This window comes from Pontibacter sp. YIM B11418, from assembly GCF_059278805.1.
In genome coordinates this window covers 39,208-62,437 of sequence record NZ_JCAEMH010000009.1, presented here as the reverse complement: position 1 = coordinate 62,437, position 23,230 = coordinate 39,208, and the positions used below count along the sequence as shown (strand labels likewise).

19 protein-coding genes are annotated in these 23,230 nt (G+C 52.2%); 9 read left to right on the top strand and 10 right to left on the bottom strand.

Translation table 11 applies throughout. The annotated features are described in order from the left end of the window. Positions 1 to 81: 81 nt before the first annotated feature. On the bottom strand, positions 82 to 2,931 hold the full coding sequence (polA, locus tag AC4QZR_RS19040) for a DNA polymerase I (RefSeq protein ID WP_494482336.1): 2,850 nt from the start codon (positions 2,929 to 2,931) through the stop codon (positions 82 to 84). Between the two features lie 231 nt (positions 2,932 to 3,162). Between polA and AC4QZR_RS19035 the strand changes: the two genes are divergently transcribed. From AC4QZR_RS19035 to AC4QZR_RS19025, 3 genes are all read left to right on the top strand, one after another. Continuing rightward, positions 3,163 to 3,789: a hypothetical protein gene (locus AC4QZR_RS19035; RefSeq protein ID WP_494482335.1), complete on the top strand. Its 627-nt coding sequence runs from the start codon at positions 3,163 to 3,165 to the stop codon at positions 3,787 to 3,789. A 206-nt stretch (positions 3,790 to 3,995) separates the two neighbouring features. Then, a complete protein-coding gene (locus tag AC4QZR_RS19030) occupies positions 3,996 to 4,571 on the top strand; it encodes a hypothetical protein (RefSeq protein WP_494482334.1) in 576 nt (191 codons plus the stop codon). 205 nt (positions 4,572 to 4,776) lie between these two features. After that, entirely contained in the window at positions 4,777 to 6,156 is a 1,380-nt protein-coding gene (locus AC4QZR_RS19025) for a sigma-54-dependent transcriptional regulator (RefSeq protein WP_494482333.1), read from the top strand. Here the strand turns inward: AC4QZR_RS19025 and AC4QZR_RS19020 are convergent. The 4 genes from AC4QZR_RS19020 to AC4QZR_RS19005 all read right to left on the bottom strand — a co-directional run bounded on the left by AC4QZR_RS19020 (position 6,153) and on the right by AC4QZR_RS19005 (position 10,935). Beyond that, entirely contained in the window at positions 6,153 to 8,873 is a 2,721-nt protein-coding gene (locus AC4QZR_RS19020) for an ATP-binding protein (RefSeq protein WP_494482332.1), read from the bottom strand. The genes AC4QZR_RS19025 and AC4QZR_RS19020 overlap by 4 nt on opposite strands. 167 nt (positions 8,874 to 9,040) lie before the next feature. Further along, on the bottom strand, positions 9,041 to 9,823 hold the full coding sequence (locus AC4QZR_RS19015) for a TPM domain-containing protein (RefSeq protein ID WP_494482331.1): 783 nt from the start codon (positions 9,821 to 9,823) through the stop codon (positions 9,041 to 9,043). A gap of 6 nt (positions 9,824 to 9,829) precedes the next feature. Next, positions 9,830 to 10,267: a TPM domain-containing protein gene (locus AC4QZR_RS19010; RefSeq protein WP_494482330.1), complete on the bottom strand. Its 438-nt coding sequence runs from the start codon at positions 10,265 to 10,267 to the stop codon at positions 9,830 to 9,832. Between the two features lie 89 nt (positions 10,268 to 10,356). Next, the gene (locus AC4QZR_RS19005; protein WP_220626875.1) at positions 10,357 to 10,935 is read right to left on the bottom strand and encodes a LemA family protein; all 579 of its coding nucleotides are present in this window, start codon (positions 10,933 to 10,935) and stop codon (positions 10,357 to 10,359) included. 748 nt (positions 10,936 to 11,683) lie between these two features. Between AC4QZR_RS19005 and AC4QZR_RS19000 the strand changes: the two genes are divergently transcribed. Then, positions 11,684 to 12,685 (top strand): sugar phosphate nucleotidyltransferase, encoded by a 1,002-nt coding sequence (locus tag AC4QZR_RS19000; RefSeq protein WP_494482329.1) that lies wholly within the window; start codon positions 11,684 to 11,686, stop codon positions 12,683 to 12,685. Positions 12,686 to 12,712: 27 nt separating this feature from the next. Here AC4QZR_RS19000 and AC4QZR_RS18995 read toward each other — a convergent pair whose 3' ends face one another. Continuing rightward, positions 12,713 to 13,369 carry a 2OG-Fe(II) oxygenase gene (locus AC4QZR_RS18995; RefSeq protein ID WP_494482328.1) on the bottom strand — a complete coding sequence of 219 codons (657 nt, stop codon included), beginning with the start codon at positions 13,367 to 13,369 and terminating at the stop codon, positions 12,713 to 12,715. Positions 13,370 to 13,588: 219 nt separating this feature from the next. Between AC4QZR_RS18995 and AC4QZR_RS18990 the strand changes: the two genes are divergently transcribed. The 4 genes from AC4QZR_RS18990 (at position 13,589) to AC4QZR_RS18975 (ending at position 18,031) form a co-directional block, all read left to right on the top strand. Then, positions 13,589 to 15,799, top strand: a complete 2,211-nt coding sequence (locus AC4QZR_RS18990) for a prolyl oligopeptidase family serine peptidase (protein ID WP_494482327.1) — start codon at positions 13,589 to 13,591, stop codon at positions 15,797 to 15,799. Between the two features lie 150 nt (positions 15,800 to 15,949). After that, positions 15,950 to 16,393 (top strand): DUF5362 family protein, encoded by a 444-nt coding sequence (locus AC4QZR_RS18985; RefSeq protein WP_494482326.1) that lies wholly within the window; start codon positions 15,950 to 15,952, stop codon positions 16,391 to 16,393. Positions 16,394 to 16,525: 132 nt separating this feature from the next. Continuing rightward, positions 16,526 to 17,269 carry an acyl-[acyl-carrier-protein] thioesterase gene (locus tag AC4QZR_RS18980; protein WP_494482325.1) on the top strand — a complete coding sequence of 248 codons (744 nt, stop codon included), beginning with the start codon at positions 16,526 to 16,528 and terminating at the stop codon, positions 17,267 to 17,269. Positions 17,270 to 17,557: 288 nt separating this feature from the next. Continuing rightward, positions 17,558 to 18,031, top strand: a complete 474-nt coding sequence (locus AC4QZR_RS18975; RefSeq protein ID WP_494482324.1) for a GNAT family N-acetyltransferase — start codon at positions 17,558 to 17,560, stop codon at positions 18,029 to 18,031. 153 nt (positions 18,032 to 18,184) lie between these two features. Here AC4QZR_RS18975 and AC4QZR_RS18970 read toward each other — a convergent pair whose 3' ends face one another. Then, positions 18,185 to 18,508 (bottom strand): DUF4286 family protein, encoded by a 324-nt coding sequence (locus AC4QZR_RS18970; RefSeq protein ID WP_494482364.1) that lies wholly within the window; start codon positions 18,506 to 18,508, stop codon positions 18,185 to 18,187. Between the two features lie 49 nt (positions 18,509 to 18,557). Here AC4QZR_RS18970 and AC4QZR_RS18965 point away from each other — a divergent pair, with 49 nt between their 5' ends. Then, a complete protein-coding gene (locus tag AC4QZR_RS18965; RefSeq protein WP_494482323.1) occupies positions 18,558 to 19,193 on the top strand; it encodes a YdeI/OmpD-associated family protein in 636 nt (211 codons plus the stop codon). Positions 19,194 to 19,409: 216 nt separating this feature from the next. On the opposite strand, the gene AC4QZR_RS18960 is transcribed toward AC4QZR_RS18965, so the two are convergent. The 3 genes from AC4QZR_RS18960 to AC4QZR_RS18950 form a co-directional block, all read right to left on the bottom strand. Further along, a complete protein-coding gene (locus tag AC4QZR_RS18960) occupies positions 19,410 to 19,976 on the bottom strand; it encodes a hypothetical protein (protein WP_494482322.1) in 567 nt (188 codons plus the stop codon). Between the two features lie 262 nt (positions 19,977 to 20,238). Beyond that, positions 20,239 to 20,808, bottom strand: coding sequence for a hypothetical protein (locus AC4QZR_RS18955; RefSeq protein WP_494482321.1), 570 nt, complete (start codon positions 20,806 to 20,808; stop codon positions 20,239 to 20,241). Between the two features lie 53 nt (positions 20,809 to 20,861). Then, the gene (locus AC4QZR_RS18950; protein ID WP_494482320.1) at positions 20,862 to 23,210 is read right to left on the bottom strand and encodes a TonB-dependent receptor; all 2,349 of its coding nucleotides are present in this window, start codon (positions 23,208 to 23,210) and stop codon (positions 20,862 to 20,864) included. Between the last annotated feature and the right edge of the window lie 20 nt (positions 23,211 to 23,230).

Here is a 23,230-nt window from a genome sequence, read left to right as displayed (position 1 = left end):
AACCAAGAAAGGCGCCCTCCGCATCGGAAGGCGCCTTTCTGTTTTTATAAGGTATAGCAACAGGTATAAGCCAGCTATACCTTAGTGTGCTTCCAGCCAGTTTTTGCCTACGCCTAAGCCAACTTCCATCGGCACGCTCAGCGGCAGGGCGTTGGTCATGAGCTCCACGATCTTCGGCGTCACAATGTCCACCTCTTCTTTAGGCGCATCAAAGAGGAGTTCGTCATGTACCTGGAGGATCATGCGGGTGTTCAGGTTCTCATGGCGCAGGTACTCGTGTATGTTGATCATCGCGATCTTGATGATGTCGGCGGCAGTGCCCTGGATCGGGGCGTTGACGGCGTTGCGCTCGGCAAAGCCGCGCACGGTAGCGTTGCGCGAGTTGATGTCGCGGAGGTAGCGGCGGCGGCCCAGCAGGGTCTCCACATACTCCTGCTCGCGCGCTTTCTCAATGGCGCTGTCCATATACTCCTTCACGGCCGGGAACTCCTGGAAGTAAGCCTCGATGATGTCGGCGGCTTCGCGGCGCGGTATACCCAGGCGCTCGGAAAGGCCGAAAGCCGAAATACCATAGATGATACCGAAGTTGATCGTCTTGGCTTTGCGGCGCATCTCGCTATCCACCTGGTCGAGCGGTACGTGGAACACCTTGCTGGCTGTGGAGGCGTGAATATCGAGTCCGTTTCGGAAGGCTTCTTTCATGGTCGGGTCTCCGCTGAAGTCGGCCATGATGCGCAGTTCGATCTGGGAGTAGTCCGCCGAGATGATCAGGTGTTTGCTGTTGCGTGGCACAAAGGCCTTGCGGATCTCACGGCCCCGCTCGGTTCGGATCGGGATGTTCTGCAGGTTCGGGTTGGTCGAGCTCAGGCGGCCCGTCGCGGTCACGGCCTGGTTAAAGGAGGTATGCACGCGGTTGTCGAGCGCGCAAACCAGCTGCGGCAGCGCATCCACGTACGTTGACTTGAGTTTGGAAAGCTCCCGGTGGTCCAGGATCAGGCGCACGATCTCGTGCTCACCGGACAGTTTCGACAAGATCTCCTCTCCGGTGGCATACTGGCCGGTCTTGGTTTTCTTGATCTTGGCTTTGCCGTGCAGTCCCATTCTGTCGAAGAGCACTTCTCCAAGCTGCTTCGGTGAACCGATGTTGAACTCCGTGTCGGCCAGTTCGAAAATGCGGGTCTCAATCCCTTTGATCTCCTGCTCGAGTAGCAGCGAAATGTCGGCCAGCGCATTAGCATCGATCGAGATACCTTCTTTCTCTATACCTGCCAGCACCTGCACCAGCGGGTTTTCCACTTCGTTGAACAGCTTCATCAAACCCTGCTCCTGCAGCAGCGGCTCAAAGTAGTGCTTTAGTCGTAATGTGACATCGGCATCTTCGCAGGCATAGTCTTTCACCTCTTCCGGCTTCAGGTCGGCCATCGTGATCTGGTTCTTGCCTCTCGGGCCGATCAGGTCGGTGATAGGGATAGGACTGTAGTTGAGGTAGGTCTCGGCCAGCACATCCATGTTGTGGCGCATCTCGGGCTCCAGCAGATAGTGCGCCAGCATGGTGTCAAACAGCGGGCCGCTCACCTCGATGCCGTAGTTCTTCAGCACCAGGATATCGTACTTGATGTTCTGGCCGATCTTGGCAATGTTCGGGTTCTCGAGCACATCCTTAAACTCGGCGGTGATGCGCATGGCCTCTTCCTCATTGTCGGGTGGCACGGGCACATAATAGGCCTCACCCGGCAAGTAGCTGAACGACATGCCCACCAGCTTGGCGGTGATCGGGTCGATGCTGCTGGTCTCGGTATCGAAGGAGATCTCCTGCTGCTTCTGTAGGTAGCGGATCAGGCTTTGGCGCAGGGCCGGCGTGTCGATTAGGTGGTAGTCCTGCACCGTATTGTTGAAACGCGCAAACGGCACATGTTCGGTGGCTATACCTGCTTCATCTTCAACTTCGGCAATGGCGGTAGCGGCAGCTGTATCGAAAAGGGAGGTCTGCTGCTGGTTAGTTGGCTTGGCGCGTCTGGCAGTGGTTTTTGCTACCGGTGCATCGGCCATCGCAATGCCCAGCACACGCTGCATCAACTGACGGAACTCCAGCTCAGCGAACAGTTCGGCCAGTTGTTCTTCGTTGGGTCCGTCGTAGTGCAAAGCCTCGGCGCTGAAGGGCACCGGCACGTCGCAATGTATGGTGGCCAGCTCTTTGGACATGATGCCCTGGTCGGCAAAGTTCACGATGTTTTCTTTCTGTTTGCCTTTGAGCTGATCAGCATTGGCGATCAGGTTTTCCACAGAGCCGAAGCGCTGAATCAGGGCCTTGGCGGTTTTCTCGCCGATGCCCGGAATACCGGGTATGTTATCCACGGCGTCGCCCTGCAGGCCGAGTATGTCGATCACCTGCTCTACGCGCTCAATCTCGAACTTCTCCAGCACCCGCGCTACGTCCCATACCTCCACAGCATTGCCCAGGAAGGCAGGCTTGTACAGGAACACATGCTCGGTCACCAGCTGGCAGTAGTCTTTGTCGGGCGTCATCATGTACACGTCAAAGTTATCCTTCTCGGCGCGGCAGGCCAGCGTGCCGATGATGTCGTCGGCCTCGTAGCCGTCCATGATGAGCACCGGTATGTTAAAGGCCTCTACAATCTTCTTGCAGTAAGGTATAGCCAGCGAAATATCTTCGGGCATGGCCTGTCGGTTGGCCTTGTAGGCGGCAAAATTGTCGTGGCGGAAGGTCTTGGCCGCTGAGTCGAAAGCGACGCCGATGTGCGTGGGCCGCTCTTTCTGAAGCACCTCTACCAGGGTATTGGTAAACCCAAGTGCCGCCCCGGTGTTCATGCCTTTGGAGTTGATGCGTGGGTTTTTGCTGAAGGCAAAGTGCGCCCGGTAGATCAGGGCCATCGCATCAAGCAGGAATAATTTTTTACGTGGTTCGCTCATAGTATAAAGGTATAGGCTGCCGGCTTCCTTTGCAAATCTCGGGAGTGCGCAGCCGGGAAGTTTGTGCCATTCCGGCTTTATACGCCAGATAACTATACCCTGCCGGGGAAATTTTTTACGTGAAAAATAAAATATAGTGATTCCATAATAAATGGAATAGTCTTTGTATCTTCCTAAACCAAGACTGAAAATAAACAAAACTTAAATTACCAGAGCAGGATGATGCACCTCATGACATGGAAAAGAGCGGTACTTAGCGTATTTTTTGTACTGACCGCTACACTTGGTTACAGCCAGGATCTGATCGTTAAGAAGAGCGGTGAAGAGTTAATCGGGAAGATTGTGAAAGTGGGGGAAGACACCATCCATTACCGCATGCTGAGCGAAGAGAAAGGCCCTATGCGTTTTGTGCTCCGGGGCGATGTGGCTTCTATGCAGTTTGCAACCCAGCCCTCGCAGCAACAGCTCAGCCAATTGCCGCAAAGCAACGACGAGTATGCCTCGGCTTCCGCTATACCTGCAGGCGCATCGGCCTCGCGTACCTATACCCAGGAAGAACTCATGTACCAGGGCCGACACGATGCACTGCTGTATTACAAAGGACAGGGGCCACTTTGGGGTACTGCCGGTGCCACCTTTTTGCTTCCTCCTGTCGGGTTAGTGGCGGGCATCGTAACAGCCGCCATTCCGCCTAACGTGGACAACATGTTCCACCCGAATTATCAACTAATGAAAGAGCCCGTTTACCGTGATGCCTTTAAAAAGCAGGCGCACAAACGTAAAGTAGGCAAGGCGGCTGCAGGCTTCGGGATAGGCTTCGGTTCTCTGATAGCACTGGCGCTCATGCTGGGCGCATAAACACATCGTATACCTGATTACCCAGTTTGTATTCCCCAAACTGTGGAATTTCCGCCACACTACGCAGAGGATTCCACAGTTTGGGGAGTTTTGCTTTTTTTGTGCAATACGCTGTCTGTCAGTAATTTAATTTAAATATATAGTTTTGGCATAGTTTTGACTTATAGGCCAAATGAAAAATTAAATTTGAGCGACAGAATAAAACTATGAAAAAAATATCCTACCTGGCAGCCGCCATCGCATTCTTTGGCTTTGCCTCACTTGACGCGAACGCGCAGACTGACAAGAACAAGAAGAAGTCGAAGAAGAAGCAGAAAGTAGAGCAAACTACCGAAGTAGAAACTGAGACGAAGGCTGAAACTGAAAATCAGGTAAACTACGAGCAGCAGGCGCAGACTGAGACACAGGTAACAACTGCAACGCAGACGCAAACCACCACTCAGACTGCAGCGCAGGATGATAAAGAGAAGCGCGAAGCCATTACCAAGGAAGAGCTTCCGGAGCCAGTACAGCAGGCACTGACTGCCGAAGCATTCAGCAGCTGGCAGATTGTAGAGGTGTTCCGCGTAACACCTAATGCAAATGCCGCCGGCGCCAATGCCCAGGGTATGGAGAACCGTGCTGAGCAGGCCAACCAAAATGCGCAGAATGTTAACGCACAGGCTAATGCGCAAGGCCAGGGTGCCAAAACAATGTATGAAATCTTCTTCACCAACGAGCAGCAGCAGAGCGCCAAGGTTCGCATTGATGAAAAAGGCAACATTATCCAAGACCAAAAATAAGCCACATAGATTGAATACTAGCGACCCTAGTATCATGGAACGAGCCTCCGCCTAGCGGAGGCTTTTCTGTTTTACGCCCTACCGCCGCATTTATACCCAACCTTAAGCGCCGCTTTTCGGTAAACAGTCGGAATGCCCGGCCGAGCACGTTATTTTAGGGCAACATTTTCCCCCTGCCCCGCGGTTGTGTATATTGCTTATGATTATGCCCAAGATACTCTTAATCGACGACGATCCTACCTTTTGCCTGATGCTGAGCACGTTCCTGAAACGTCAGCAGTATGAGGTAAAAACCGCCTATACCGCCGGCGAAGGCCTCAGCCAAATCAAAGCCGACACCTTCGACCTGATCCTGACCGATTTCAGGCTACCCGACAAAAACGGGCTGGAACTGCTTGAGCAAATCCGTGTGCTCGATACCCGAGTACCTGTCATCCTGATGACGCACTACGCCGACATTCGCACAGCTGTGAGAGCCATCAAAATGGGTGCCTTTGAGTACTTGGCCAAGCCCATCAATCCGGACGAGACGTTATTGACCATCCGAAAGGCCCTGACCCTTGGGCGTGAGGGCCATGTCGCGACGAAGCCCGCTATACCTGCGCAGGGCGGCTTTACTTTCGTGAAGGGTGCCAGCCCCCAGTCCAACCAGTTAGAGGAATACATCGCCCTGATTGCGCCCACTAATATGTCGGTGATCATAGAAGGCGAGAGCGGCACGGGCAAGGAGTATGTGGCCCGCAAAATACATCAGCGCAGCAAGCGCCACGACAAACCCTTTATCGCTATAGACTGTGGTGCTTTGTCCAAAGAGCTGGCCGGAAGCGAACTATTCGGTCACGTGAAGGGATCGTTTACGGGTGCCATGGGCGACAAAGAAGGACAGTTTGAGGCAGCCAATGGCGGCACGCTGTTCCTGGATGAGATCGGCAACCTTTCTTATGAAATACAGGTGAAACTGCTGCGGGCCATACAGGAGCGCAAAGTGCGCAAGATCGGCAGCAACACCGACCTTGATGTGGACGTGCGCATCATTGTGGCTACCAACGAGGACCTGGTGCAGGCCGTGAGCAAGGGCGAGTTCCGGGAAGATCTGTACCACCGACTCAACGAGTTCAAGATCAATATTTCCCCGCTCCGCGACCGCAAGGCGGATATCCTGCAGTTTGCCAATCACTTTCTGCAAGTAGCCAATCACGAACTTGAGCGCAACGTATCAGGCTTTGATGCCGCTGTGATGGTGGCGCTGGAAAGGTATAGCTGGCCGGGAAATTTGCGGGAGTTGAAGAACGTGGTGAAGCGTGCTGTGCTGCTAGCCAAAGGTTCCGAAATAACATTAGACGATTTGCCACCCGAAATCGCCTACCATATACCTGAGCCGACCACTATTGTGGCGCAACCGGATGCCACGCAGGTAGCCCTGCCTGTGACAGATCTGCGCACCGCTACAGAGCGCAGCGAAAAAGAGCTGATCATCGAAATGCTGGAGCGCGTGAAGTATAACAAATCCAAAGCAGCCCGTTTGCTCAACATTGACCGCAAGACGCTCTACAACAAAATGCGACAGTATAACATCGAGGCTTAAGCGGCGGCTTCTTCAGTTTTTTTGCGTTTGCTGAGCTCCGTTTCGAGTGATGTGAGTACCAGGGTGGCCTCGTGCTGCAGTTCTTTGGCTATAGCAGGCAGGTTGTTGGTTGGTAAGTCCGGTTGGTGCAGCACCTGCTCGAGCGCATCAATGGAAGGCAACACGGCATGAGCCTGCAGATGGCGGAAAGCAGTTCTCATCTTATGCGCCAGTTCGCCCGCCTGATTCCAGTCTAAAGCTGCCGCTGCAGCTGCCAATTGCACCACGGAGCGGCGATTATCCGTTACCAGCACCTCCACAATCTCCCAGAGCGCCTCCTGGTCATCCCCCACAAAAGTACGAAGTTCATCTAAGGTATAGGTGGTAGGTATAGGCTCGTTCGTTTTTTGTGCTTTGGCTTCCGATTCTGCAATACCAGATGTGCCTGCTATACCTTGAGGTTCATTTATACCTTGAGTGCCTGCTATACCTGTCACCTCTATTTCCTTTCCCTTTTCAATTAGAGTTGCGGGTTCAGGAGTCGCTCCAGGTATAGCCTGAGTAGACAGTGCTTTGCTGAGTTTCAGGTATAGGTCCTGTTCGGTGAAAGGCTTGAGCAAATGGTCTGATATACCTGTTTTGGCAAAGAAACGCTTGTTACTGCTCATGATGTTGGCCGTGAGCGCCATGATAGGTATACTCGGATTCTCTTTCCGGATCGCTCTGGCAACTGCTTTTCCGCTCATACCTGGCAGCTGTATATCGGTGAGCACAATGTCAAACTGCTTCTCTTTGATCAGTTGCAGCGCCTCCTGTCCGTCATTAGCCAGCGTGACCTGCATGCCTTTGCGGCCCAGAATCAATTGGCACAGGGTACGGCTGTAGGCATCGTCGTCAATTACCAGCACGGCTTTGCCTGCCAGCACATTGGTGGCCGAAAGTTGCGGCTGAGGTATAGGCTCGGTTTCGGGTGCTGCTGCCCGCTGCATCGGTAGCACAATGCTGAAGGTGGTGCCTTCGTTTGGTACGCTGCGCAACGTAAGCGAGCCTTCCTGCATCTCCACTAGTTTCTTGCTGATCGACAGTCCCAGTCCCGTGCCGCCATACTTCCGGATGATCGAATCATCGGCCTGATTAAACTCACCGAACACATGGGCGGTCTGTTCCATCGGTATACCTATACCTGTATCGGATACCTCAATCAGCACCACGGCGCGATTACGGCGCTGCGATTTGAGTATGCACGATACACGTACCTCGCCGTCGTGGGTGAATTTGATGGCATTGTCTACCAGGTTGAAAAGCACCTGGCGGAGCCGCAGCGAATCACCTGACAGGTAACCGTTCAGTTGTTCATCCATCGTGCAGGAGAAGCCAATACTTTTGGTGCTGGCCTTGAGCCGGAACGTGCGTTCCACCTCTGCCAGGAGTTGCTTCATCTCGAAAGGCGCCATGTGCAGGTATAGCTTGCCGGCTTCGAGTTTTGAGAGGTCCAGCACGTCGTTTACAATATGCAGAAGGTGCTGACCTGCCCCATGTATGGCCTGCAAATGCTCCTGTTGCTGCTCCTGCAATTGAGTATGGCCCAGCTGCTCCGAAAAGCCCAGCACTACGTTGAGCGGTGTACGAATCTCGTGACTGATATTCGCTACAAAGGCCTCCTTGGCGCGTGCCAGCTGAATGGCCTCTTTGCGGGAGCGCTTCAGTTCGGCTTTATACCTGCTGCTACGGCTAAGGTCCCGGAGGATGATCAGAATGAAGGCGATGCCGCTGGCAAGTCCGAACACGCCGACCAGCAAAAGCACAAGCGATGTTTCTTTGGCTACTTCCTGTGCCTGCGCTGCATTCTGGCTGGCCTGTTGTAATTCGTAGCGCTCCAGGTCGTAGACCATGCGGCGCACCTGGTCCATAATCTGTTTATCCTGTTGCAGGAGCGCCAGTTCTTTGGCCACCATGGCTTCCTGCTGCTTTTGCAGTTCACGCTCCACATCCTTGAGCACAATGCGCACCTTGGCAATAGAGGCCATGTTGGTTGGTGCAGCTTTGCTGGTATCGGCACTATATTCCTGCTTTACATTTAGTTGCGGCACAACAATAGGCTGCGGTGGCTCCTCCTGCTGTTTTGGCTCGTTTCGTTTGCCAAAGAGTTTGTTCAGCAGGCCTTTCCTGTTCTCGTTTTGTGGCGGTTTTGTCGTTACCGTATCTGTATTGTAAGCCAGCCTGTCGGATATGGTTGTTTTGGTGCGCTGGTTAATGGTGGTGGTAGCAGGCTGTCTGGTAGCCGCCGACGCGATCTGCTTCAGGGCTTTGTCGGTATAGGCGTTGCTGCCGCGCTGCTCCTTTTTCTTGTTCACGTGCTCCTCCAGGCTCTTTCGCTGAGCCAGCAGCAGGGTAGACACCGAGTCGATCTGAGCCAGTTCAGCGGGATTATCCTGCATGAGGGTACAGAGCGAATCGAGTTGGCTGTTGATGTTGCCCAGGTTGTCGAGGTACTCCCGGAAGTGCTTGTCCTCGGTGGTGAGGGTATAGGCGCGGATAGCACTTTCTGCCGTGGCGATGTCAGCGAGGGTATGCTGCAGCTTGGCCAGCTTGGCATTTGGTTCCGCCAGCACGTTAACGGAGCTGAGTAACAGCGTGAAGCTGTTGTAGGTTAGGTAAATGGCAAAAACCACCACCGAAAGTGCCAGCGTGAAGCCGATGACGACCTTCGATTTAATGTTTTCGTTGTTTATTTTCATACGCGCAGATTCCCCTCCATTTGCAAAGATACGGATTTTCGGGGAGCTATACTTTCTGTAACGGCAAGTAAGCCAGAATCATATACAGAAGGCAACAACGCTTGCAAAAGGTTGAAAATGGGCTACGTTGTGGTAGAGTTTAGGAGAGAACCAGCAGGTATAGCGGCTTACCAGCTACTGCTGGCACCGCCGCCGCCAAAGGAACCGCCGCCAAATCCGCCGAAGCCTCCGCCTCCGCCACCAAAGCCGCCACCACCTCCGAACATGCCACCGCCCGTGCGGAAAGTACCAAAGGAACCCGGACCTAAAATTGGTCCTCCGAGCGTGCGCACGCCACGGCCTCCTCTGCCTCCGCCACCTTTAAAGCGTGACATGATGAATACCAGCACAATGACGATAATGATGATGGCCATCAGCGAAGGCCCTTCGCCTTCTCCCTGGCTGGCCTGTGGGTCGGCCTGGTACTCGCCACTCGCCAGACTAATGATCAGGTTGGTCGCTTCGTTCAGTCCTTTGTAAAACTCCCCCTGTTGGAAGTTCGGCTTAAGTGTGCGCTCGGTAATGCGTTTGGCAATGGCATCGGGTATGATGTGCTCCATGCCGTAACCTGTCTGTATGGCCACTTTGCGCTCATCCAGCGCGACCAGTATGATAAGGCCGTTGTCGTTTTTGCTGCCCCCTACGCCCCACTGCTCACCCAACTCGGCGGCATATTGGTTGGCGTCGTAGTCGCCTATGGATTTAATGGTGACAATGGCGATCTGGGTAGAGGTGGTATCGTTGTAGTTGACCAATTTCTGTTCCAGTGACTGTATTTCTCCTTTGCTCAGGATGCCAGCCAGGTCATTTACCAGGCGCGGTGGGTTAGGCCTGGGCGGAAAATCATTGATTTGCGCAAAGGCCAGGGTGCTACACAAAACAAGGTATAGGAACAGAATAGATCGCTTCATGGTGTGTTATTTTCCGAACGAAATATCATCGCTCAGTTCGTTAAGATCGCCTTTGTCGTTGTAAGGGAAGTGCGATTTGAGTTGCTCGCCCGCCCTGATCACGCCTTTGGCAAGACCCGCTGCATACTCTTGTTTTTTGAAGTGCGAAATCACCTCAGCCGTAATGTCTTCCCAGAAATGGTCGGGCACGATGGCGTTGATGCCGGCATCTCCTAGCACAGCGAACTGATGGTCTTTGATGGCCACATAGAACAGAACACCGTTGCGTTGCTTGGTCAGGTGCATGTGCAGTTGGGCAAATACCTCGGTGGCACGGTCGAGCACGTCGCCTTCGCAGTTGTTCTCGATGTGCACGCGTATCTCGCCGGACGTGTTGCGCTCCGCCTGCTGTATGGCCTCCATGATGACCTTTTCGTCCGCGTCGGTTATGGTATCTTTAGGCATATTGTTGATGGCTAAATGGTTGCATGGTTAAATTGTTAAATCATTAGCGAGCCAACCATTTAACAATTTAACCATTTAGCAATTAAGGTCTAAAACTGCACGGTAGGAGCACGTTCGGCACCTGGGTCGGCCTGGAAGTGGCCTTTGCGTTCGAAGCCGAAAATGCCTGCCATCAGGTTATTGGGGAAGGACCGGACTGTTGTGTTATAATCCTGCACGGACTCGTTGAACTTACGCCTCTCCACCGAAATGCGGTTTTCTGTACCTTCGAGCTGCGCCTGCAGTTCCAGGAAGTTCTGGTTCGCTTTCAGTTCCGGATAGCGCTCTACCGAAACAAGTAGTCGGCTCAGAGCGCCTCCCAGTTCATTTTGGGCAGCCTGGAAGCGCTGCAGGTTTTCTGGCGTCAGGTCATCCGCATTAAGTTGCACGCTGGTGGCTTTGGCGCGTGCGTTGATCACACTTTCCAGGGTTTCGCGCTCGAAGTTAGCGGCACCCTTCACGGTGTTCACCAGGTTGGGTATCAGGTCAGCGCGGCGCTGGTAGGCGTTCTGCACGTTCGCCCATGCTGTTTCCACAGTTTCGTCTTTCTGCACCATCGTGTTGTAGCCACAAGACGAAAGCGAGTTGATCATCAGGAAACCGATCAGGTAGAAGAAGATTTTTTTCATGTTTATTGAGGGGTATAGTTTGTATACGATATAAGTACAAAGCTAAGCGATATGATTACGGAAAACATAGGATGACGTTGTAAAATTGGTTTTTGGAGGTAAAGCTATGACTCTATGTTTGGCATAACAGATGCTTCTTGTAGGTATAGCAACCAGAATTGTTTCATAGTTTCGCCTGTACGGCGGGCACTTACTTTTTTCCTTGATGAAAAAAGTAAGCAAAAAAATCAAGACCCTCCAAACTCGCTGAACGCTCGAACAGTGGAGTGTCGTTTGGTGCACCTGGTGAAGGCTATTGGTTTCATAGTTGAAGGGGCAAGTTAGTCTTGCTATACCTGTCAGGGGTGTGTGACTGGAACTACAACGCCTTATACTAATAAATCGGCAACGGCAGAAAGGCCCCCTCCTGTTTTTAGGAGGGGCTAGGGGAGGTAATTCCCCTTCGAAGGGGCAGGGGGATGTTCAGTAAGGTAGCGTCTTAGATTGAAGAAACCACGAAGCTATACCTGAAAAACTGAAAATATTCGAGACCCCATTTTTAGATAAAGGCTCTCGCCTTATAAAGAGGGGCAGGTATGGCAAGCGTTCCTGCGGCCTCAGTAAATTCTCTAGTACTGTAACTCCGTGTAATAGCAGCCCTATACCTCGCTCCTGACAATTATTTCCATCTAAACTTCCTCCTCATTTCCTCCTCTTTATCCACTAAATCTTGACGAAAAATTACTATATTGCTGCAAATGTGTAGTATATGAAAGTCGTGATTCCTGTTGCTGGTGTTGGTTCTAAACTCCGTCCGCACACACATACCCAGCCCAAATCGCTGGTGCCGGTGGCAGACAACACAATACTGGGCCATATTGTGGAGCGGCTCATACAGGCAGGTATACAGGACTATGTATTCATCATTGGCTACCTCGGCGACAAGGTGGAAAACTACGTTCGGCAAAAATATCCTGAGATCAGGGCGCAGTTTGTAGTGCAGGAGCCCCGCGAAGGGCTCGGACACGCCCTCTGGATCGCCCGCGAAACCTACCGCCACGAAGAGAGCGTGCTCATCATGCTCGGCGATAACATTGTTGAGGCGGATCTGCCTGCCATTATCGCTTCCCCTAAATCGGTACTGGGTGTGAAAAAGGTGGCAAAGCCCTCGCTGTTTGGCGTAACGGAAGTCGGGAACGACGAGTACATCGTGAAACTGGTGGAGAAGCCGAAGATTCCGAAATCGAATTTTGCGCTGGTGGGCCTCTACAAGATCATGAATCCTGAAAAGCTGGTGAGCTCACTCGAATACATTATCACCGAAGGTATACATACCCACAACGAGTACCACCTCACCGATGCGCTCATGCACATGATCCGGCAGGGCGAGAAAATGGTGACCTGGAACGTAGACAACTGGTTTGACTGCGGCCGCAAAGAAACCCTACTCGAAGCCAATGCCAAAATTCTGAGCCGCCCCCGTTTTCGGGATATGGATTACTCAAAAGAATATCCGGGCAACATCATTATTCCGCCGGTGAGCATTGGCGCTAACTGCAACATCACCCATTCCATCATCGGGCCTAATGTAGCCATTGGTGAGAACGCCACTATTTCGCGCACTTCGCTGAGCAACTCTATTATTGGAGCTTACTCCGAGCTGCAAAACGCTGTGATGCACGACTCCATCATCGGCTCCGACGCCAGCTTCAAAGGCCTCAGCCACAGCCTCAACATCGGTGACAGCACGGAAATTAATTTTGCGCAGTAACCTGGTATCCCGCTTAAAGCATTGATCCTACAAAAACGTCAGCTCGTTCAGCTGGTCTAGCATCCAGCCGGTGAGGCTGTAGCGGTGGCGGTTAGCGGCCAATACCTCGTGCGGGATCATGTCAGCACGGAAACAGGCCAGGCGACCGGCAATAGGCAGTACATCCACTTCTTCTTCCGAACCGTCTCCGTTAGGCAGGTATAGGCGCAGGTTGCCCCCGTTTTCAGGCTGCCAGTCTTCGTTCAGGTAGCAAATGAACGACAGGCGACGGTGGTCATCGGTCCTGAACTGGTCGAGGTGGCGCTGGTATACCGTGCCCGGAGGGTATACGGTAAAGTGGAATTCAAAGTCCCTGAGCCCCAGAAAACAGGTGCGGTTGATGTAGCGCAGTAGTTCGTGCATACGGTCTAGGAAAATCTGGGTGGGAGGCAATGCTTCTGATGGCTCGATCCAGCGGATAAAATCGCCGCGTACCTGTTTATTTACTGTAACGCTTTCTGCGGGGCCAATGCCGGCTTTTTTGAAAGTGCCTTCTTCATGCTGGTGCTGCAGCACCTCCAGCAAATTACGAACCTCGTCCGGCTGTAAAAAATTATCGATAATCGCATATCCCTTGTCAGACAATCTGTCCGCAATCTGCTCGAAATGCAGCAACTCTACTCCCTCTTCTTCTTCGTTTATCATATATAAAGAATCTGCTTTCTTAAAAAAAGCCAACAAATGTAGTGCACAGATGCATTGCTTGTATGTGCTGACCGGAAAGATATTTTATGAGCATACGTTGCTGATTCCTGAGAAGTATCGTATGCCCATTTTGAGCACCTAGAGGGCGATTATACCTATTGTGAAGTAAAATGTTTATCTTAGTTGCATGTTAGACCTATGTCCAAACGATAAATCTGTATGAAAAAAACAACTGTCCTTTTACTGGCAGGCGGCCTGACCGCCGTCTCGGCCTGCAAATCCACCCAAACCGAGAATACCGCCACTGGCATGAATACCGAAACCACAACAACGGCGCCCGCAACGGCTGCTGACACACCAACAGAAATTCAACTAAATTACCCCGAAACCAAAAAAGTAGACCACACCGACGATTATTTCGGAACGAAGGTGGCCGACCCTTACCGCTGGCTCGAAACTCACAACGAAGAAGTGGACCAGTGGATAGAGGCGCAGAACAAAGTAACTTTTAACTACCTCGATGGCATTGAGTTCCGCGACCAGATCAAAGATCGCCTGACCAAGATCTGGAACTACGAGCGCTATGGCGCCCCGTTCGAGGAAGGCGGCAAGTATTACTTCTACAAAAACGATGGTCTGCAGAACCAGAGCGTGCTCTACGTGCAGAACTCCCTGGAGAGCGAGCCGAAAGAGTTCCTCGACCCGAACAAATTCTCCACTGACGGTACAGTGGCTCTGACCGCACTGGCTTTCGACAAAGACGCCAAGTATGTGGCATACGGCACTTCAAGCGGCGGTTCTGACTGGAACACCTACGAAGTGATGGAAGTGGCTACCGGCAAGAAGCTCGATGACAAAGTGGAGTGGGTGAAGTTCTCCGGCCCGAGCTGGTACAAAGACGGCTTCTTCTACAGCCGCTACGATGCCCCGACCGAAGGCAACAAACTCGCCAATAAGAACGAGTACCACAAGGTATACTACCATAAGATCGGCACGCCGCAGAGCCAGGACAAGCTCGTGTACGAAGACAAAACCAAGCCGCTCCGCAACTTCTACGGCCAAACCACAGACGACGAGCGCTTCCTGATCCTGAACGTGTCGGAAGGTGCCAGCGGTGCCAACGCCCTGTACTACCGTGACCTGAAAGATCCGAAGTCTACTATCAAGCCGATCATCGATAATTTCGAGTCGGAGTACAACGTGGTGGACAACATCGGTGATAAGCTGCTGGTGCGTACCAACAAAAACGCCCCACGCTACCGCCTGGTGCTGATCGATCCGAAGAAGCCACAGGAGCAGAACTGGAAAGTAGTAGTGCCGCAGAATGAGAATGTGATGAACAACGTATCCTTCGTAGGAGGTCGCATCATTGCTTCTTATATGAAAGATGCCGCCAGCGAAGTGGTGGTATTCGACACTAACGGCAAGCAATTGAATAAAGTAGAATTGCCGTCAATCGGTACGGTAGGCGGTTTTGGTGGTGAGAAAGACGACAAAGAGACCTTCTTTACGTTTACGTCCTTCACTTATCCTCCAACCATTTACCGCTACGATGTGCCGAACAACAAAGTAACGCTGTTCCGCAAGACAGAAGTAGACATTGACACGGAGGCGTTTGAGACCAAGCAGGTGTTCTATACCTCAAAAGATGGTACCAAAGTGCCGATGTTCATCGTGCACAAGAAAGGCCTGGAGCTGAACGGCAACAACCCGACCTACCTGTACGCTTATGGTGGATTCAACATTTCGCTTACGCCAAGCTTTAGCATTGCCAATATGCTGTGGCTGGAGAACGGCGGCGTATACGCCATGCCGAACCTGCGCGGTGGCGGTGAGTACGGCGAAGACTGGCACAAGGCGGGTATGACGCCGAACAAGCAGAACGTGTTTGATGACTTCATCGCGGCAGCAGAGTACCTGATTGCCAACAAGTATACCTCCAGCGAGAAACTGGCCGTGGGTGGTGGCTCGAACGGTGGTTTGCTCGTAGGTGCCTTCATGACCCAGCGTCCGGAACTTGCAAAAGTAGCCCTTCCTGCCGTAGGTGTAATGGACATGCTCCGTTTCCACAAGTTCACCATCGGTTGGGCCTGGGTACCGGAGTACGGTTCTTCTGACGACGAAGCACAATTCAAGAACCTCTATACCTTCTCGCCGCTGCACAACATCAAAGAAGGCGTAAAATACCCTGCTACAATGGTGAAAACAGCCGATCACGATGACCGCGTGGTGCCAGCGCACTCCTTCAAGTTCATTTCTGAGCTACAGGACAAAGGTGCTCCGGGCAACCCATACCTGATCCGGGTAGATGTGCGTGCAGGCCACGGTGCCGGCAAGCCGACTTCCCTGGTGATTCAGGAGTGGGCCGATACCTGGGCGTTCATGTACAAGAACATGGGTGTGAACCCGTATGCCAAGCAGCAGCCGTAACAGGTATAGCTGATATTTGAAACCAGAAAAGCCAGTGCTGCAGCGATGCAGTGCTGGCTTTTTATTTTTAGTGCCGGTCAGGAAGTTTATTTGATTTATATAGGAATATTGTTATGTTTAGATAGTCGTCCAACCTTAAACGATAACTGAATGGATACAGAATTTTACAACGAGCAGCCTCAAGGGTTAAGCATTAATTTAGAGTCAAGAGATTTTCTGCAGAACACGGCAAGGTGGGGCAAGTTCTTGGCCATTGTTGGTTTTGTAGGAGTTGGCCTAATGGTCCTGTTTGGGATTATGGCTTTATTCATGGGCACTAGCCTTGGCGGTGGAGCGATCAGTGAGGCCTTCCTGAGTCTGTTTTATCTGCTTTTTGGGGCGCTTTATTTATTGCCGGTTCTATACCTGCACAGGTTTTCCACCAAGATGCTAGCAGGACTAGACCGAGACGATGAAGCGACAGTTACGCACGCCTTCAAAAACCTGAAATCGCTTTTCAAGCTCTTGGGTATTTTGACAATAGTTATGCTGGCGTTTTACTTATTAATGATGATAGCGATGAGTGCAGGGGTCTTTTTTGGACGATCTCACTAACATTATAAACAGCATAACAATATACAACAGAAGCACACCTGCAGTAGGTGTGCTTCTTTATTACAGCTATAACCTGGCTTGACCCCAACCCTGATTCTTGCGTACCTTGCAAAGCGAACTACCCCACATGCTATGAGATCAACGACAGGACAGAGCGGATTTACCGTGCGCTCAACCGAAACAGACCTGAACGGTCAGGCGACCTTGCCGGCGCTGGTCGGCTACATGCAGGAAGCCGCCTGGGACAACACGGCTACCATGGGTATCTCGATGTATGAGTTGCTGGAGCGCGGTCTCACCTGGATATTGCAGCGCATGCGTGTCGAGATGTTCCGCTACCCGAAGCACCGTGAAAAGATAACCGTCGAGACCTGGGCCTCGGGCCGTGAGCGAGTCTTCCTACACCGCGACTTCAGGGTATACGGCGCCGACCGCGAACTCTTGGGGCAGGCAACCAGCGTATGGCTGGTGATGGACGTAGTGAAGCGCCAATTGGTATCGGTGCCCGATTTTATCACGGCCATAGAAGTAGTGCCAGGACAGGAGCCATTGCCTTTCGCCAAAGGCAAACTGCCGCAACTGGAGCAGGTCAGCTACGAGCAGCAAATGCCCGTCCGCTGGCACGACATCGACCTGAACCGCCACGTCACCAACACCCGCTACCTGCAATGGGTACTCGAAACGCTACCTGTAGAAGTGCTCGAAAAGCAGCAACTACAGGAAATAGACATTATCTTTAAGGCCGAAACCACCATCGGTGACTCCGTAGTAGCCACCGCCGGGCCAGCCGAAGAGGCTAATACGTTCCTGCACAAACTCACAAGCCTCGAATCAGGTAAAGAACTGGTACAGGCGAAGACGAAGTTTGGGAGCTAGAAAGTCGGGGAGTTTGATAATTTAAAAGATTCAGGTAGCATAGAGAACCTGTAGACCTGTCCGAATCGTGCAAGAAGATTTCGTTTAGGGGCAAGAAAGTATGCTATCAACTTCAGGAATAGAGAATCTAAACTGTCATCTCGAAAGAATTGAGAGATCTGGATTATTTCAGAACCTTAACTACATTTCAGATTTCTCCCAAAAGTCGAAATGATAGAATAGCCCTTAAGTTGGCGTCATTGGGGCAGAAGGGGTAACAATGAACAAACAGCAATTAACAATTCAGAAATGATCAACATCAGAAGAGGAACCATAGACGACTTGCCTCAGGTACACGATTTAATAAAAGAGCTGGCTGTGTACGAGAAGGCGCCGGATGAAGTGACCAACACGGTTCAGGATATGCACTGGGACGGCTTCGGGGAAAACCCGATTTTTAAGTTCTTTGTGGCCGAGGCCGAAGAAGGTATAGTAGGTATAGCACTTTACTATATGGCGTATTCCACATGGAAAGGGAAGATGCTTTTCCTAGAGGACCTGGTGGTGACCGAGCGTTTACGCCGTAGCGGCATCGGCAAAATGCTATTCAACGCCGTCGCCCAAGAGGCGAAGGAAATCGGTGCCAAACGCATGAAATGGCAAGTGCTGGACTGGAATGAGCCGGCTATCGCGTTCTATAAAAAGATAGGCGCCAACCTGGATGGCGAATGGATCAACTGTAACTTCAACGAAGAACAAATCAAAGGATACAGCGCTAACTAAAGAGTGGTAGTTTATGCCTTGTTGGTGTGCTGTTCGCGGTCCATTGGGTGAAGCTATACCTTGAATAAGCATTCTGGCACTACGCAGTCAGATAAAAACTGGCCCGTGCTATACCTAAGCACGGGCCAGTTTTTTATCAGCAGTAGTTGATTACTACTCTCGTTCCACATCCCGGCCAACGATTTCCAGCAAAGAGCGGAAAGCGACGTATTTCTCCGGGTAGCGCTCCTGTGCCTTCGCCTGTAGGGCGGGGGCATGGTCGCGCTGGTATTCTTCCAGGTCCTCCAGGCTGCGGCAGGTATACTGCACCGCGTAAGTGGTGCCGCCATTGTCCTCTTCGTGCAGCAGGCGGGCTATCTGGTTGTTCAGGAAATAGCCGGTGGCCATCACCTCCGGTATGTGCGTGCTCTTCATCCAGTCCAGCCACTCTTCGGCCACGCTGTTGTCGATATTGATGGTTACGTTGTATATGATCATACTCAAAATTACGATTTTTCTGTTAGTTTAGAGCTCTAATAGGTATACGATGATGCAGGACATAGCCAATAAATTAAATCTAAAAGCAGAGTGGCAGGTGCTGGTGCTCAATGCACAGGCAGGTATAGCGGAGGCTCTAACGGCCCAGGGTATAGACGTACACAGTACACCTGCTATAGGTATAGCCTATGATGCCGTTCAGGTGTTTGCCACCGATAGTCGCGAACTCAACTACTACGTGCCACTTGCCGTGCCTTCCCTCAAACCAAATGGGCAGCTTTGGATAGCCTATCCCAAGAAATCGTCAGGTATAAAATCGGATCTGAACCGCGATAACGGTTGGGAAGTGGTATCAGGTTTAGGATACGCTGCGGTCAGGCAGGTGGCGATAGATGATACATGGTCTTCGCTGCGGTTCAAACACGAATCCGAAAGAAGCGCGCCGTCTAAGTTTGGGGTTGATGCGCCAGGTATAGACCGCAAGAACAGAACAGTAGAAATACCGCAGGACTTGCGCGAAGCACTGGAGTCGGCTGGGTTGCTGGAGACATTTGAGAAGCTGGCCTTTACGCACCGCAAAGAACACGTGCTGGCCGTGCAGGAAGCCAAACGACCTGAAACCCGTGCCAACCGCATCGGCAAAACCATTCAGATGCTGATGGGGCAACAACTCCTTGGCCGCTAGTGTTGTTATAACGTAGATTTTGAGCGTATTCAATTCGGCTTGGTTCAGTTTGCCGACTTGTATCTGGCAGATAAGGTATAAGCCAACTAACCTCGAACAGGTATAGCGCTAGTGGACAACAGATAAGGATCATGTTCTATACTTGACACCAAAAATCAAAAGACCGCAGCGGACTATACCTGCTGCGGTCTTTTTTTATGAGTTCTGAGAGAGCGCTTAGTTCGTCACGATCACATTGAAGCTCACATCGACGTCCGTTTCGCCGACAGTTGTGTTGGTGCCCGTTTTGAGACCTCCCGGCTGATGCTTCAATACTACTTTTAACTTGCCATTGCCTATACCTGACCCAGTTGTCACAGTAGACTCTAGCCCGACAGGGCGGTTATTCTGATCAAGGTCGGTGATGGCCACATTTACTGTCGCATTGCTGCCTGCATCCGGTGTGAAGGTATACACAAGCAGGTGCTCGTCACGCTCGTTTTTGATCTCTGCCGTCATATCGGCTACAGGGTTTTTGCTTTCGTCGGTTATGGTCACCACAGCCGTGTATTCGGTGCCTGGCCGAAGTGTGAGCGGTGCGTTCTGTACCGGTGTACCGGTCAGGGTACTGATGGTTGCTTCTGTGTCCTGACCTTTTCCGGTCGGGGTCAGCGAGATGGTGACAGCAGTTATTACCTCCTGTTCATCCTCCGGACCTGGCTCGTCGTCATCTTTGCAGGAAGAAAAAGTGAGCAGGCTGCCCATCAGCAGGAAAGCGAGATATGGTCTGAGTAGTTTGTTCATGCTTTTTAGTTTCGTGAGGATTCTCCAGTTAATCAGGGGCTAAATATAGTGTTTTATTCAGAAGATGGAGCGCTGCAAGTGCCAGTGCATTTCCAGGCAGCTGGTTAAGCGGATTTACGCCAAATACAATGCTGTAGTTATAAAGGCCCACTGCTAAACCGGAAGCCGCTTTTTCACAACTCAATCATTTAGTCCTATGTGATGAATGAGAAAGGGGGCGCCGACTGGCTCCCCCTTTTTGTGTTATGCAGCTATCTAAAGGCTACTGAACTTTGGTGTTAAACGTGATATCCACGTCCGTCTCGCCGGTGTTCTCGTTGCTGGTGCTGCTCTTTGTGCCCGGCTGGTGCTTCAGTAGAATACGTACTTTTCCTGTTCCAGCAGCATTGGTTGTTGCCGATGTTTCCAAACCTATCGGGCGGCCATTGGCATCCTTATCGGTTTTGCTGAAAGAAACCAGACTCTGTGGCGTCACCTGGTAGAAAATCTCGTGTGCTGTTCCTTCTTCACGAATATCCGTTGTCAGATCGTGCGTGTCGTGGTGATCGCCGTGCGCTTCCTCAGAGGCAAAGGCGATGGAGCCTGTATATGTGGTGTTGGCGCTGAGCACTAACTGATCTATTACCGGAGCTTTGCCGCCCGGGCCGTCCAGGTCTTCCCAAGTAGCTGTAATTGCCTGGCCACCATTGGCAGGTGTAAGCGTCAGGGTCACAGTGGTTACCACATCGTGCTCGTGGTCTGGCTCCGGATCCTCTTCATCTTTACAAGCCGAAAAAGTGAGCAAGCTGCCCATTAGCAGAAAAGCGAGGTATGGTCTGAATGATTTTTTCATGATTACTAAACTGTTTTAGGTTTAATTAATTGAATCTCTAAAAATAAAGGTGACTACAGCGGGACCTTGATGCGGAACATGATCATGCGGCCCATCTCGTCGGCAAAGTACCGGAGACGGTTCTGATAATCGCGGTAGCTGGTGTTGAGCACGTTACTGCCCACTATACCTAGCTCCACCTGTTGCTTCCCGAACTGCAGTTGCGTGCCCGCCTCGGCGTGCAGCAGGAAATAAGCATCAGGTGCGGCTAAAACAGGATCAGACTGCGCATCAGAACGGCCCTGGCGACCTACATACAACCCCCCGAGCGCCAGGTAGCTGTCAGATAGCCGGGAGGCACTCCTGTTCTCGAAGCTGTAACGAAGGGTATTGTCGGTGCGGCCAGGCGTAATGAACGGCAGGTAACTGTCTGTTTCCCTGTTCTTGGCGTATACCAGCGACGTTTTGTTGTTCAGCGTCAGCCGGTTGGTCAGGGCATAGTCCAAGTTAAGGTCCGCCCCCCAGAAACGCGCATCGGCCTGCATGTACTCGGCCTGCAGGTAGGCGCCCCCTATGCCTAGCGCATAGTCTGGCAGTATCTGCAGGTAAATGTAATTGTTAATGGTGTTGTAATAGAGACTAAGCTCCCCGTTCAGCCGGGGGTTAGAATGGTAATTGAAAGTGGCCATCGTGTTCACGGCATCTTCTGAAATCAGTTCCGGGTTGCCGCGCTCAAAAGAAGCCGCGCTGTTGTGCAGCCCGTTGGCAAACAACTCATAAGCATGCGGTGCTCGGGAGGCGTAGCCCACATTGGCACTCAGCGTAACGTGGTAGCCCAGGTCGTACAGTGCACCGAAGCTTCCGGAAAAGTTATGAAACGTGTAAGACGGGCGCAGCACGCCCTCCGTACGATTCCACCGCTTAATGTCGAGCGATTTGTTGTCGTAGCGGATGCCCGCCTCCAGTTGCAGGTTATCCTTTCGCCATTTCTCCGAGATAAAAGCACCGATCGTGGTATTGATAAAGTATGGCAACAGGGGTCTGGTGTTGGCAGCATAGGTATTATTCTGCCAGATAGTAGATACCCCCATGCTTCCGGAGAGATTAGCAACCGGCTTGTGCTCCCATACCAGCTCGGTCGTGTGCGTCTGCAGGTCCAGGTCCAGTTGCGGACGGTCGCCGGTGTTGCGGTGGCGGTCATACTCCTGCCGCACGTTCTGCTGCAACCCGTAGGTGAACTGCAACTCACCGGCCTCACCTGTCTGGTAAAAAGCCTTAGCCTTGAGCAGGTGGTGTGTCACGTCCTGGTAAGGGCGGGCAATGGTATAGGTAAAGCTGCCCGTCTCCTCCGGCTGTTCCCGCCCGATAGCGTTGGCCAGATCCGTCAGGTTACCGATGTGCGCCGATGACAGAAAGCCCAGCTTGGTGTGGAAGTAACTATAGTAGAGTTCTGCCCCGAAGCGCTGCCGCTTATAGCCTAGGGTAGCTGCCAAGTTCTGCTCTTCAAAGCCTGTGTTGTCTAAGTTATACCTGGGAGCCTGCGCACTGCCTGCTTTCTTAACAGAGGTATGGAGGCGCCAGCTCAGCGGCAACTGCCGAAGCCTGCCCTCTGCCATGCCGGCTACCGTGCCCATGCGGTTGTTGGTACTGCCAATCAGGGTAAACTCGCCGCTTATACCTGCAGAGTCCGGTAACGGACTAGGCTCTACCAGCACAATGCCGCCAATGGCATCGGAGCCGTAGCGCACCCCCGCCGCCCCTTTGATCACCCGCATCTGCTGGGCGTTCAGCGGGTCGATTTCCGGGGCGTGTTCGTTCCCCCACTGCTGCGATTCGTGCCGCACACCGTTGTTCATGATCACCACGCGGTTGCCGAACAGGCCATGTATAACAGGCTTGGAAACAGTTGGGCCTGTTTGCACAGAGCTTACTCCTGTCAGCTTTTTCAGCGACTCGCCCAGCGAAAGTCCGCGGGTTTCCTCCAGTTCGCGGCCTTGCAGCGTTTCGGTTGCCTGCGCCTGCTCCTGCAGGCGGCTTCCGGTAATCTCTACAGCTTCCAGTTGCTGCGCATCGATATGCAGGGTCAGGTTTCGCACGGTAGAGGTGGTCATCCGAAGCGAAGGCCTTTCCGTTACATAGCCGATGTAGGTCACCTTTAAGGTATAGCTGCCGCGGCACAAATGGTGAAAATGGTAGTTGCCGTATTCATCCGACAACGTGCCCCGCTGCAGCTCCTCTATATAAATAGTGGCGCCGATCAGTGGTTCCCGGGTGTCGTGGTCCAGCACCTTACCCGAGAGGGTCAGGCCGCAGTCTTGTTCCGGATTGTCGCCGTCCAGGTATAGCTGCTCCTGCGCCACTGCAAGAGGAGCAATCAGGAGTAACTGCCACAACAGCAGGAAAATGCATTTAGATCTGAACACAGAATGTTTAGAATTTAGGT